Annotated in this window: 12 protein-coding genes; 4 read left to right on the plus strand and 8 right to left on the minus strand. The window is 58.1% G+C overall.

Features of this window, described 5'->3' with window-relative positions:
- Nucleotides 1-10: 10 nt before the first annotated feature.
- On the plus strand, nt 11-853 hold the full coding sequence (locus ACR3EP_RS12825; protein ID WP_480638160.1) for a phosphotransferase family protein: 843 nt from the start codon (nt 11-13) through the stop codon (nt 851-853).
- Here ACR3EP_RS12825 and ACR3EP_RS12830 read toward each other — a convergent pair.
- The 5 genes from ACR3EP_RS12830 to ACR3EP_RS12850 all read right to left on the minus strand — a co-directional run bounded on the left by ACR3EP_RS12830 (nt 848) and on the right by ACR3EP_RS12850 (nt 6,132).
- The gene (locus ACR3EP_RS12830; protein ID WP_480638162.1) at nt 848-2,149 is read right to left on the minus strand and encodes an NAD(P)/FAD-dependent oxidoreductase; all 1,302 of its coding nucleotides are present in this window, start codon (nt 2,147-2,149) and stop codon (nt 848-850) included. The genes ACR3EP_RS12825 and ACR3EP_RS12830 overlap by 6 nt on opposite strands.
- Nucleotides 2,146-2,964 (minus strand): ABC transporter permease, encoded by an 819-nt coding sequence (locus tag ACR3EP_RS12835; protein WP_170351089.1) that lies wholly within the window; start codon nt 2,962-2,964, stop codon nt 2,146-2,148. The genes ACR3EP_RS12830 and ACR3EP_RS12835 overlap by 4 nt, the downstream gene beginning before the upstream one ends.
- Entirely contained in the window at nt 2,961-3,851 is an 891-nt protein-coding gene (locus tag ACR3EP_RS12840; RefSeq protein ID WP_170362382.1) for an ABC transporter permease subunit, read from the minus strand. Before ACR3EP_RS12840 ends, ACR3EP_RS12835 begins: the two co-directional genes overlap by 4 nt.
- Entirely contained in the window at nt 3,851-4,978 is a 1,128-nt protein-coding gene (locus tag ACR3EP_RS12845; protein WP_480638165.1) for an ABC transporter ATP-binding protein, read from the minus strand. The genes ACR3EP_RS12840 and ACR3EP_RS12845 overlap by 1 nt, the downstream gene beginning before the upstream one ends.
- A gap of 68 nt (nt 4,979-5,046) precedes the next feature.
- A complete protein-coding gene (locus ACR3EP_RS12850; RefSeq protein ID WP_170351092.1) occupies nt 5,047-6,132 on the minus strand; it encodes a polyamine ABC transporter substrate-binding protein in 1,086 nt (361 codons plus the stop codon).
- A gap of 140 nt (nt 6,133-6,272) precedes the next feature.
- Here ACR3EP_RS12850 and ACR3EP_RS12855 point away from each other — a divergent pair, with 140 nt between their 5' ends.
- Both ACR3EP_RS12855 and ACR3EP_RS12860 read left to right on the plus strand, forming a co-directional pair.
- Nucleotides 6,273-6,956, plus strand: coding sequence for a GntR family transcriptional regulator (locus tag ACR3EP_RS12855; RefSeq protein ID WP_170506753.1), 684 nt, complete (start codon nt 6,273-6,275; stop codon nt 6,954-6,956).
- Between the two features lie 75 nt (nt 6,957-7,031).
- On the plus strand, nt 7,032-8,429 hold the full coding sequence (locus tag ACR3EP_RS12860; protein WP_480638168.1) for an aspartate aminotransferase family protein: 1,398 nt from the start codon (nt 7,032-7,034) through the stop codon (nt 8,427-8,429).
- Nucleotides 8,430-8,538: 109 nt separating this feature from the next.
- Here the strand turns inward: ACR3EP_RS12860 and ACR3EP_RS12865 are convergent, their stop codons facing one another.
- Nucleotides 8,539-8,802: a hypothetical protein gene (locus ACR3EP_RS12865; RefSeq protein ID WP_170378221.1), complete on the minus strand. Its 264-nt coding sequence runs from the start codon at nt 8,800-8,802 to the stop codon at nt 8,539-8,541.
- 576 nt (nt 8,803-9,378) lie between these two features.
- Nucleotides 9,379-10,677, minus strand: a complete 1,299-nt coding sequence (locus ACR3EP_RS12870; protein ID WP_480638170.1) for a lytic murein transglycosylase — start codon at nt 10,675-10,677, stop codon at nt 9,379-9,381.
- A gap of 111 nt (nt 10,678-10,788) precedes the next feature.
- On the opposite strand from ACR3EP_RS12870, the gene ACR3EP_RS12875 reads away from it, so the two are divergent.
- A complete protein-coding gene (locus ACR3EP_RS12875; protein ID WP_170398126.1) occupies nt 10,789-11,175 on the plus strand; it encodes a DUF1801 domain-containing protein in 387 nt (128 codons plus the stop codon).
- Here the strand turns inward: ACR3EP_RS12875 and rnr are convergent.
- Nucleotides 11,166-13,424: a ribonuclease R gene (gene rnr, locus ACR3EP_RS12880; RefSeq protein ID WP_480638172.1), complete on the minus strand. Its 2,259-nt coding sequence runs from the start codon at nt 13,422-13,424 to the stop codon at nt 11,166-11,168. The two genes, ACR3EP_RS12875 and rnr, sit on opposite strands and share 10 nt — an antisense overlap.
- Nucleotides 13,425-13,436 lie beyond the last annotated feature (12 nt).

The raw sequence follows: 13,436 nt of genomic DNA on the forward strand, positions 1-13,436 counted from the left end.
ACTCCCCCCTTTGGATCTTGTTGATGACCTGCGTCACCGAAGGCTGATCGCACCTGATGCACAGTTTCAAACCCTGTATGGCGGTCGGACCAATAAGGTCTGGAAAGTGCTGGAAGAGAACGGCGGCAAGGTTTTGAAACTGTACCGAACAGGGTTGCGCAATCCATTGTTTCGCAACGATGCCGAGTTGGAAGCGCAGTGCCTAACCGCGTTGGAGCCGACCGGGTTTGCCCCGCGTCTGCGCGCGGCGGGTCAACATCAAAATGGTCGATGGGTGTTTTACGATCACGCGCCGGGTACGCCCTGGCGTAAGGACACAACCGACGTTGCCCTATTGCTCGGCAAACTACATGGGCTGGATGTGTCAGTTCCGGCGCCCCGCGGATGCAATGGCAGTGCGGATCTGGCCCGGCACGGCCAGAGCATCCTTGACGGATGCACCTCGGCCATGCGGCACCAATTGGAACAGCTAAAACCTGACGAACAGGTACAACCGACCCAACAGACTTGCCTGATACACGGCGACCCGGTTGCAGGGAACATTCTGGTTGCGCCATCCGGGCTGACCCTGATCGACTGGCAATGCCCGGTGCAGGGCGATCCGTGCGAAGACGTTGCACTGTTTATGTCGCCCGCAATGCAGCACCTGTACCGGGGGTCAGCTTTGACACCTGAGGAAGAAGATCAGTTTCTGTCCTCGTACAGACGCGCAGACATCGTGACCCGGTTCAAATCGCTGCGTCGTTGGTATGCCTGGCGGATGGCGGCCTATTGTTTGTGGCGGATCGAAAACGGGTCACCGGATTATGCCACGGGGTTGGAACTAGAACGCGCGGTGCTAAAGCGGTCATAAGTCCAATAGCCCCATCATGGCATAGGCCGGCGGCATCAATGCGCGCCGCCAGCGTCCCAGCGGAAACCGCGCCGGGACACGTGTTATGGGTTCAGGTAGCCCGGTCTCTTGCTGCAAAACCATCCGAGCCAGCGCCCGTCCGCAATAGGTCCCCATCGCCACCCCGTTACCGTGATAGGCAAACCCGGCGAACATCCCCGGTTGATCCGTCACGGGACCCACAAACGGCGTTAACCCTCGCGACAGGCAGACCATACCGGACCACATATGGGTGACATCGACCGACGCCCATTCCGGGAACATCTGCCTGAAATCGTTCAGAGCCTTCCGGCGAATGGCCGCCTCAGCCTGCGGAGACGCGCGCAACCCGCCGCGCATTCCGAACAGAAACCGTCGGTCGGGCATCAGGCGGAAATAATGCAGCAAATGGCGGGTATCGTAAGACATCTGGTCAGATGTCCAACCCTGGGTTTGCAATTCTTCCTGCGTCAGAGGGCGCGTCACTAGAACCGTGGATTGGACAGGCATATACCGGCCAGCCAGCCAGGGCGGCACGTCCTCACTGGAGTAACCATTGGTGCAGATCAGAACGTTTGCGGCGCTGATCCGACCCGAGGCTGCCTCCAAGTCAAAGCCAGATTGCGTCTTCCGAATTGTCTGCACCGCACTGTTCTGAAACAGCTTGGCGCCCAGTGTCTGGGTCATTTGCGCCAGCCCGAACAGGTATTTTCTGGGGTTCAGTGCAAATCCGACCGGGTTAGTGTACCCGCCATAAAACCGACCACCAAACCCAAGTCCGGGAAGATCATCTGGGGCGTGCAAAGTGCCCGTGGCCTCGGCCCGTTTGCGCAGCCTTTCCATCGCACGGGGGGTGTGGGCCAGTTGGGTTTCACCCTGTGAATGCACATCCGCATCTATGGCATTGGTTTTCAGCAGATCAGCGACAAGGTGAACCGCGTCCATTTCAGCTTGATCATAACTGTGTGCGGCCGCCTCACCGAATTGGCGGACCATTGCGCTGTAGCTCAGTTTTGATCCGCCCAGACAGCAAAAGCCACCATTGCGCCCCGAGGCGCCCCAACCAGGTGTCCGGGCCTCAAGCACCGCAACCGAAACACACGCGTTTGCCAGATACAGCGCCGTTGACAGCCCGGTGAAACCGCCACCAACAATGGCGACGTCTACCTTCTGTTCACCGTTGAGAACCGGCCAGTCGGGGCTGGCAATCGTTTCGTCCCACCAGCAGTTGGTCCGGGGGCCGGGCCCATAGGTGTAATCCGGGAACAGCCGCTTCATTCGGTACGCGCAGCAGCCATTTCATCCTGCTTTTGCCGCACCATCGCGCGTTTTGTGACCAATGATGCGGTGATAACGCCCACCGTCACAATCGCGATCATGATCGTGGACAATGCGTTGATCTCTGGGCTGACACCCAGGCGCACGGCCGAAAAGATCTTGATCGGCAGGGTTGTCGCCGACGGCCCAGAGGTGAACGACGCAATCACCAGATCATCCAGCGACAGAGTGAAGGCCAGCAACCAACCCGAGATCACCGCAGGCGCGATGATCGGCAAAGTCACCAGCCGGAACGCCTGAGCGGGTGAACAGCCCAAATCCAGCGCAGCCTCTTCCAGAGATTTATCGAAGGTCACTAGGCGTGAAGACACGACGACCGAGACGAAACACATCGAAAAGGTCGTATGCGCCAGAACGATGGTCAGGATACCCCGATCCAACCCGATGCCGATGAACAGCAACAGCAGCGACAGCCCGGTGATAACCTCGGGCATCACCAGCGGCGCGTAGATCATGCCGGAAAACAGCGTGCGACCAAAGAACCGCCCACCGCGCACTAACACATAGGCCGCGGCGGTACCCAAGATTGTCGCCAATGTGGATGAGAATACCGCGACGCGCACGGTCACCCAGGCTGCATCCAGAAAGGCTTCGTTCTGGATCACTTCGCCATACCATTTGGTCGAGAACCCGGCCCAGACTGTCACCAGCTTGCTCTCATTGAAGCTGAAGATGATCAGGATGATCATCGGGATATAGAGGAACGCAAATCCCAGCGTCAGGGACACCGCGTTGAACCAGCTTAGCCTGTTCATTGCTCGGCCTCCGTCTGCTTTTGCTGGTTGCGCTGGAACAGCACAATCGGGACGACAAGGATCAGCAGCAGTACCACCGCCACGGCGCTGGCCACCGGCCAGTCGCGGTTCGAGAAGAACTCTTCCCACAGCACCTTGCCGATCATCAATGTGCCCGAGCCGCCCAACAATGATGGAATCACGAACTCACCAATCACTGGGATCATCACCAGAAAACACCCCGCGATGATGCCAGGGCGCGACAGCGGAACAGTCACCAGCCAAAAGGCCTGCAGGCGTGAGCAGCCCAGATCCTCAGCCGCTTCGATCAGGGACCCGTCCATACGCTCCAGTGACGAATAAACCGGCAGGATCATGAACGGCAGATACGTGTAGACGATGCCGATATAGACCGCCCATTGCGTGTTCAGAATGGTCAGCGGGGTCGAGATGATGCCCAGCCACAGCAGAAACTGGTTCAGATAGCCTTCGTTCGACAAAATCCCCATCCACGCGTAAACGCGGATCAGGAACGAGGTCCAGAACGGCAAGATCACCAGCATCATCAGCGTGGGCCGCCACTCGACCGGCGCGCGGGCCATGCCGTAGGCAATCGGATAGCCCACCAACAGCGTCAGAAAAGTCGAGATCACCGCGATCTTGACGCTGGACAGGTAGGCTTTCCAATACAGGTCATCCTCGGTCAGCCAGACGAAGTTTTCGAAATCCAGCTGGCTGAAGAACTCTTTGATCCCGGCCCAGCCCTGCGACAGGTCCAGTGTTGGCGTATAGGGCGGGATGGCCAGTTCGGTATCCGACAACGAGATCTTCAAAACAATGAAGAACGGCACCAGAAACAGCGCCAACAGCCAGACATAGGGAACGGCAATTAGAAAGGCGCGGCGCATCAGCTGGCCAGCAGAACCGCGGCCGTCGCTGTCCAAGACAGCCAGACCGGGTCTTCCCAGGTGAACGACCGGCGCGAGATTCGACGGGTATTGGCCGTCTGCGCCTTGATGATCGTGCCGTTTGCAAGCTCGACATGATAGGTAGACAGGTTGCCCAGATAGGCGATGTCATGAACCTTGCCCTGCACTGCGTTGATCGCATCTGCCGGGCGATCCGCCGAGATCGTCACTTTTTCGGGCCGGATCGCCAGATGGCAGGTCTGACCGCTAGAAAACCCATTTGCTGAGGTTGCCGTCAGCGGTGCCTGCCCCTCGGCCCAGTCGATCTGATAGGAGTCTTCGCCGTTGGCAGACGCCCGGCCCTCGATGATGTTCACATCCCCGATGAAGTCCGCAACATAGACCGAGTTCGGGTTTTCATAGATGCGATCCGGCGTTTCCACCTGCATCAACCTGCCCTGGTCCATCACCGCGACGCGGCTGGCGACGGTCATCGCCTCTTCCTGATCGTGGGTCACGATCACAAAGGTGGTGCCGGTCTTTTCCTGAATGTCCATCAGTTCAAACTGCGTGTCCTGCCGCAGTTTCTTGTCCAACGCGCCCAGCGGTTCATCCAGCAACAGCAGCTTTGGTGCCTTGGCCAGCGACCGCGCCAGCGCCACACGCTGACGTTGCCCACCCGAGATCTGATGCGGCTTGCGGCGGGCAAATTGTTCCAGCCGGGTCAGGCGCAGCATCTCTTCGACACGCTCTTCCAAGTCATGCTTGGGCATGTTGTCCCGGCGCAGGCCGAAGGCAATATTGTCCCAGATACTGAGGTGCGGGAACAGTGCGTAGGACTGGAACATCATGTTCACCGCCCGCTTGTTCGGCGGGATCGGGTCGATGTCCTGACCGCCCAACATGATGTGCCCTTCGGTCGGCGTTTCGAACCCTGCCAACATCCGCATCATGGTGGTCTTGCCGCAGCCCGAAGGCCCCAGCAAAGCAAAGAATTCTCTTTCGAAGATATCCAGAGACAGGTTGTCGATGGCCGTGAATTCACCAAACCGTTTGGTGACATTCCGGAACTGGATCAAAGGTTTCGCCTGTGGATCATTCCACGGCTCAAAGACGTCAGAGTTCAAAACGGCCCCCGTGCATCAATCTGGGAAATGGCACAGGGCGGGCCAATCCGCCCTGTGCAGATAACCGGTCAGGTGCCCGATTTGATCTTGGTCCACAGACGGGTCACCACCCGTTGTGTTTTCGACGGGTATGGCGTCGTGATGTAGAGATTCTGCATGGTAGCATCATCAGGATAGATCGCCGGATCACCGATCACGTCTTCTACAAGAAACTCCTGTGACGCCTTGTTGCCATTGGCATAGTAAACGTAGTTCGATGCAGCGGCCATGTTATTGGCATCCAGAATAAAATCCAGGAACTTGTGTGCACCTTCTGGGTTCGGAGCATCCGCCGGAATTGCCATCTGGTCGAACCACATCAACGAGCCTTCGGCAAATGGGTGGTATTCAATGTTGACACCGTTGTCAGCCTCTGCTGCGCGATCGCGTGCCTGAAGAATATCGCCCGACCAGCCGACGGCTACGCATATATCTCCATTGGCCAATGCGTTGATATATTCCGAACTATGGAACTTTTGGATGTGAGGGCGGACGCTAGTCAGAACCTCTTCGACTTTCTTGATGACGTCAGGATCGTGGCTATCAGGATCTTCGCCTATGTACTGCAAAGCCATTGGTATCATCTCGGCTGGCGCGTCCAGGAAGTGAACCCCACAAGAGGCCAGCTTTTCCATGTTCTCAGGCTTCAGCACCAGATCCATGCTATTGAGGGCGACGTCATCACCCAGCGCTTCTTTGACTTTGTCGACGTTCACGCCGAGTCCAGTGGTGCCCCACATGTAGTTTATCGAATACGCGTTGCTGGGATCATAACCCGCGGTGCGTTCCTGGATTACGTCCCACAGGTTGCCCGCGTTGGACAGTTTGGACGAATCCAACTCCTGAAATGCACCAGCCTGTATCTGGCGCTGAAGGAATGTTCCGGACGGCACCACAACGTCATACCCCGAACCACCGGCCAACATCTTGGTTTCAAGAACCTCGTTACTGTCGAACACGTCGTAGATCAGCGTCAGGCCGGTTTCTTCTTCGAACTTCGCAAGCAGGTCCTCATCGATATAGTCGGACCAGTTGTAAACACGCACTTCTTCGGCAAAGGCCGCAGAAGTCCCCAGCGCGATGACCGCTGTCATGGTCAGCGTTTTGATTGTCATTTTCTTCTCCCTGCAAGTGTACGGGTATAATCCCGTTTTTTTGGATTTGATCAAGTTTTGCGTTTTCCCCCGATCCCGCGTATGGTTTCACGAGGCCTGAAACCTGGCAAGACATCATCACTGGAAACGGGGCAAACCAATTGGATTTGATCAAAAATAAGGCATCCAGCGCGAAGGTAGAGACCGAAAAACGACCCGCGCACGAACAGGTCTATCAAACCCTAAAAGCGCAGATCATGTTCGGTGACTTGGTGCCGGGACAGCCCGTCACGATACAGGGACTGACTGATTCGCTGGGGGTAGGAATGACCCCCGTGCGTGAGGCGATTCGCCGCTTGATCTCGGATGGCGCATTGATGTTTCAGGGCAACCGCAGGGTCAGCGTACCGCTGTTGTCGGCGGGAGATGTCGAACAGATGATATTTGCCAGAATTTCAATAGAATCAGAGCTTTCAAGCCGCGCAGTTGCGAATATGAACAGTGCGGATATCGATAACCTTGAACGGATCGATCAGCGGCTTGACCGCACAATCGCGGACGGCGACGTCAGCGGTTATCTGCATCTGAACCACACGTTTCACGAAACCCTCTATTCCTTTGCTGACGCCCCAATTCTGCTTGATCTGACCGAGCGGCTCTGGCTGAGATTCGGGCCGTCTCTGCGTGTGGTCTGTGGCCGTTTCGGCACGCAGAGCCTGCCGGACCGGCATAAGGACATTATCACCGCGCTGCGCGCAAAAGATGCGAAAATGGCAGCAAAAGCTACGGCTCAGGATATCGAACAGGGGATGGAACTGATGGCCGACGCCCTGACCGACGGCTAGAAATTGGCGATTCGATTGACAGGGAAAAATTTGATCATATTGTAAATGCCAACCGCTTTTGCAGGAGACGTCCGGATGTCCACTATCACCAATCACATGCCCACCGCTGAATTGCAGGCGCTGGATGCTGCCCATCACATGCACCCGTTCTCGGCCAATGGTTCGCTTGGCCAGGAAGGCGCCCGCGTCATCACCCGCGCCAATGGCGTCTATCTGACCGACAGCGAGGGCGAAGAGATTCTGGACGCCATGGCCGGTCTGTGGTGCGTCAATATCGGCTATGGTCGCGATGAACTGGCCGAGGTCGCCGCCCGCCAGATGCGCGAGCTGCCGTATTACAACACTTTCTTCAAAACGACCCATGTGCCTGTTATCGCGCTCGCCGCGAAGCTTGCAGAACTGGCGCCGGGCGATCTGAACCACGTCTTCTTCGCCGGCGGCGGATCCGAGGCGAATGACACCAACATCCGTCTGGTGCGCACCTATTGGGCCGAAAAAGGCCAGCCCGATAAAAACATCATCATTAGCCGCCACAACGCCTATCACGGCTCGTCCGTGGGGTCCGCGTCTCTCGGGGGTATGGCCGGGATGCACGCGCAGGGCGGCATTCCGATCCCCAACATCCACCACATTAACCAACCGAACTGGTGGGCCGAAGGCGGCACCATGACCCCCGAGGAATTCGGCCTAGCCCGCGCGCGCGAGTTGGAAGACGCCATTCTGGAGCTGGGCGAAGACCGCGTTGCCGCCTTTATCGCCGAACCCGTGCAAGGTGCGGGCGGCGTGATCGTGGCACCCGACAGCTACTGGCCCGAGGTTCAGCGGATCTGCGATAAATACGATATCCTACTGATCGCGGATGAGGTGATTTGCGGATTTGGCCGCACGGGCAACTGGTTCGGCTCAGAAACCGTAGGTATCCGACCGGATATCATGACCATCGCCAAGGGGCTCAGCTCGGGCTATGCGCCCATCGGAGGGTCCATCGTCAGTGATGAGATCGCCAAGGTTATCGGCGGCACCGAGTTCAACCATGGCTACACCTATTCCGGCCACCCGGTCGCGGCGGCCGTTGCGCTGGAAAATCTGCGCATCCTCGAAGAGGAGAAGATCGTCGAACACGTCCGCGACGTGGCCGCGCCCTATTTGAAAGAGAAATGGGAGGCGCTGGCCGATCACCCGCTGGTCGGTGAGGCCAGAATCGTCGGCATGATGGCCTCGATCGCGCTGACGCCAGACAAGGCCAGCCGTGCCAAGTTTGCCTCGGACCCCGGCACCGTGGGCTATATCTGCCGCGACCGCTGCTTTGCCAACAACCTGATCATGCGCCATGTGGGTGACCGGATGATCATCTCACCCCCGCTGATCCTGACCCCTGAGGATATCGACGAGATGTTCGTGCGGATTTACAAGTCGCTGGATGAGGCACATGCCGAAATCATCGCGCAGGGCTTGATGAAGGTGGCGGCATAGGTCGGCGTTCAGAGTATCTACGAAACGCAAGGGGCGGTTGGATTAGCAACCGCCCTTAGTTTTGAAGATACGAGTCTTGCTCTGCCTCATTAGGTTATATGTGACAGAGCTAAATTTCGTCCGGAGAATAGACACTCCGGCTCCAGCTATCATCGTACTCTCCCAAAACTCGGGACAACCCCAATAGTGACACAAAAAGTCGTGCGTAAAAATCCCGCGACATGAGTGGCTCGTTTTCATCCAGCAACTGAACAAGTTTGGCGACTTCTGTAGCAAAGACATCATAGACCTCTTTGTCCGTGGACGTTGGATCCAACGTCCAGATGTCGTGTTTGTCATAGTACTGCGCTGGTTGTGGTGTGTCTTCGGTCATAGTGCGGCCTCATCATTTGAGGCACACTTGGGATTGATGACGCTACCGGCAATATACGTGGCGGGTAGTCACAACAAAATGGCGGCCGAGACCATAAGATTCAGACTAAGACACCTCAGTGACGTTAGTGTTTGAAGCTGCCCTTGCATATTCAAGCTGACGAAATCATCCGGCAGTAAATTCGGCACAGTTGGTACGTTCGTACGACGCCGGTCGTGTTTGGCTCGGTTTGCCTGTGTCTTTACCCTGTGTATCAGTTCCAGCCTCTGTCAGGCGTGCTAGCAGTTTTCAGCGCGAAGCAAAGCTCAGCACACGAGCATTGCAACCGCATCGCGCGGGAATATAAAAATTGTCGCGCGATAAAAAACTTGATTTGATGCAACTTAGATTCAAATATGTGAATGCGATCCGGTTTTTTATTACCTCTACTGGCGTCGCGACCCGCTAAACTGCTGGGTCCACCTCCCGTCTATCGTAGTGAGTGCCGGTAGTCGGGAGGTTACTCATCCCATAAAGCCAAAAACTGAGAGAATGTCCGCACCACGCACCTAAACACTATACAGGACCCGTTCGTTATCACCGCAACCGCTCTAATAGCTTCAAACTGGCATATCCATCCGGGAGCAGCCCCTGCGCCAACTGATACGCGCGGACGGCGTCGGTCGTGTTTGGTCCGGTGCGCCCGTCGATGCCCTGCGTATCAAAGCCAGCCTCGGTCAGGCGGGATTGCAGTTCCTTTTTCTCGGTGAAACTCAGCACCCGGTCACCGCGCGGCCAGTTGGCTTGAAACGGCGCTTGGCCGGCCAGACGGTCGGACAGATGGCCGATACCGATCACATAGGCGTCAGCACCGTTATATTTCTCGATCACGCCGAAATTGTCGAAGATCATCAGCGCCACGCCCTGCCCTCCGGCGGGCAATAGAATGGCCGCCTGTCCGTAATCCGGCACCGGCGTACCATTGCGACCCAACACGCCGCGCGCGGCCCAGTCAGAGGGCATCAATGTATAACCCCGTTTGGCCACGGCATAGTCGAACCCTTGCGGCAAACGTACTTCGACACCCCAAGGCTGACCCTTGGTCCAGCCGTGCCGCGCTAGGTAGGCGGCGGCAGAGGCCAGCGCATCGGTCGGGTCCTCGGACCAGATATCGCGCCGCCCGTCGCCATCGAAATCCACCGCGTGATCCAGGTATGAGGTCGGCATGAACTGTGTATGACCCATCGCGCCCGCCCAGCTGCCGACCATTTTCCCGGCACTGACATCCCCGGCCTGAACGATCTGCAAAGCCGCGATCAATTGAGTTTCAAAGAACTGCGCCCGCCGCGCGTCAAAGGCCAGTGTCGCCAGTGAGCGGATGGTCTGATCACTTCCCCTAAACGTCCCGAACGACGTCTCGAGCCCCCAGATCGCCGTTACAACCTCTTTCTCGACGCCATATTGCGCCTCGATCCGGGTCAGGGTCGCGTGATGGCGTTCCAGCCCGGCGCGACCGTTGCGGATTCGCGTGTCTGACACAGCGGCATCCAGATACTCCCAGATCGGTTTTGAAAACTCAGCCTGATTGCGATCCCGTTCGATGATTTTCTTGTCATAGGTCAGGCCCGCCAGCGCCCGATCCAGCGTCGCGGCTGAAATGCCCTGTTGTTCTGCCCGTTCGCGGAACGCCCCCAGCCACGCCTGAAACCGCGCGTTTCCTTCGGTCGACACCCGATACTCCTTAGCTGAAGGCCGCACGACCGGTCGGAGGGACACGGTTATATCAGCCGAGGCCAGCTGAAAGGTCTGTGACCCATCCGCTGATTTGTGGGATTCCGCCTGCACAATGGATGCCCATAATGCAGCGGCTATGATGCCACTTACGCATTTACGCATTCCGAAATTCCTGATTACTGCTCAACCTCAGGATAGCGCAAAATGAGAGATTCACAAAGCGCTCAAGTCAAAATGCCTGACGCGCCCGGCCAAACGGAATAAGCTGCTGAGATGACACCCTTTGACGATCCAAAAGTTGCCGCCGCATTTGACGCGCTGCCAATTGATGCTCGTGTCGGGGCGCTTGCCCTGCGTGACTTGATCTTTGACACTGCCGCGTCCTCGCCCGACGCGCAGCCTTTGCAGGAATCGCTGCGCTGGGGTCAGCCCGCCTATCTGGCCCCAAAGGGTTCAACAATCCGGATCGGCAAGCATAAGGCCGCGCAGTTTGCACTGTATGTGCATTGCCAAAGCCGGTTGATGGGTGATTTCACCTCGGCCTTTCCCAGCGAGGATCGGCTGGATGGCAACAGGGCCGTGTTGTTTGACGACCCCGCGCAGATCGACCCGACGCGCCATGGCTGGCTGATTGCGCGGGCGCTGACCTATCACCTCTGACGGCGTTTGCGTTCGACCTTGCGTTTGATCTTGTCTTTCTTGCGCTTGTTGCTAACCGCTTTGCGTCGGGTTGGCCGCCCTTTCGCACCGCGTCCCCGTGGCAGGGCCTGATCGTCAATGGACAACAATTCCAGTTCCAAACCGCCGGTCACAGGCGTCGCCGCGGTAAGACGCACGGTGACACGCTGTCCGATGGCGATGATCAGCCCGGTGTCTGATCCCATCAGCGTCCCTGCTTCACGGTCGAAATGGAAGAACTCGCGCCCGAGTGATCGGACGGGCACCAGACCATCCGCACCGGTTTCGTCCATTTTCACAAAGGCCCCGAACCGGGCGATACCACTGATACGGCCACTGAACTCATTGCCTACGCGCTCGCTGAGATAGGCAGCCAGGTAGCGGTCTGTCGTATCCCGTTCGGCCATCATCGAACGCCGCTCGGTGTCCGAGATATGGGTGGCGGTTTCTTCCAGCCGGGCGATTTCGTCCTCGGTCAGCCCGTCGTCACCCCAGCCGTGGGCCGTGATCAGCGCCCGATGCACGATCAGGTCGGCATAGCGTCGAATGGGCGAAGTGAAATGCGCATAGTTCCGCAGTGCCAGGCCAAAATGACCGAAGTTTTCTGGGTTGTAATACGCCTGCGCCATCGACCGCAATGTGCTGAGGTTGATCAACTCGGCATCCTCGGTCCCGGCGGCGGCGTTCAACAGCGCATTCAGATGCCGGGTTTGCAGAACCTGGCCCTTGGCCAAATTAAGACCGGCGGCCTGCGCCGTTTCCCGCAGACTTTCCAGTTTCTCAGGCGCGGGCTCTTCATGCACGCGGAACAGCAGCGGGCGGCGCTTGGCAATCAGGGTCTCGGCGGCGGCGACATTGGCGAGGATCATGAACTCCTCGATCAGCTTATGGGCGTCCAACCGGTCGCGGAACGCCACGCTGGTCACCTCGCCCGCATCGCTGAGAACGATCTTGCGTTCCGGCAGGTCCAGCTCCAGCGGCTGCCGTTCGGCGCGCGCCTTCTTCAGGGCCGCATAAGCGGCGTAGAGCGGTTTCAGAACAGTTTCCAACAAAGGTCCGGTGCGGTCATTCAGGTTACCGTCAATGGCGTCCTGCACCTCGGCATAGTGCAGCGAAGCGGCCGAACGCATAAGGCCCCGCACAAACCGGTGTTCGATCTTGTTGCCGTCTGCGTCGATCTGCATCCGTACGGCGATACAGGCGCGCGGAACGCCTTCGTGCAGCGAACACAGATCGCCGGACAGGCGATCCGGCAACATCGGCACCACACGATCCGGGAAATAGCTGGAATTACCACGCTTTCGCGCCTCGCGATCCAGTGCGGTTCCCGGCTGCACATAAGCAGCAACATCCGCGATGGCGACCCAGATCACATGACCGCCGGGGTTTTTCGGGTCCTCATCCGCGTGCGCATAGCAGGCGTCGTCATGGTCGCGCGCGTCCGAGGGGTCGATGGTCAGCAGCGGCATGTCCCGCAGGTCTTCGCGCCCTTTCAGGCCGACGGGTTTGGCCTTATCGGCCTCGGCAATCACCTTATCAGGGAAATCGTCGGGGATACCGTGCTGGTGGATCGCGATCAGTGACACCGCCTTGGGTGCCGATGGGTCACCCAGCCGCTCGACGATACGGGCGCGCGGCAGACCCATGCGGTTCTTGGGGCCTGCCTGTTCGGCCTCGACCAGTTCGCCATCCTTGGCGCCCAGTACCGCACCGTCATGCACCAGCCATTCGGTCGAGCCGGTCTTGTCGATGGGGACGATCCGTCCACCTTCGGCGCTTTTGCGGAAGATACCGACGATCCTGCGCGGATTGGTTCCGATACGTCGAATCAAGCGCGCTTCGTAGTTGTGGTCTTCTTCATGTACCACCGTCAGGCGAGCCAGAATTCGGTCGCCCTCGCCCAGCGCCGGATCGCTGGCGCGCGCAACGATCAGAACGATGGGTTCAACGCCTTCACCATGCCATTCCAGCGGGCGCGCGAACAGGTCACCATCGGCATTCGGAGCCTTTACTTGCAACACGCTGACTGGCGGCAACCGGTCCGGGTCACGATAGCTGCGCTTGCGCTTTTCCAGATGCCCTTCGGCCTCAAGTTCTTTGAGGATACGCTTCAGATCAATTCGATCTGCACCCTTGATGCCAAAGGCTTTGGCGATATCGCGTTTCGAGGTCAGGGTGGGGTTCGCCGAGATCCAGTCGAGGACCTCTTGCTTGGTAGGGATGCGAGTCATAAGTCCGGCGTA

The sequence above is a fragment of the Ruegeria sp. BB10 genome (assembly GCF_056535725.1).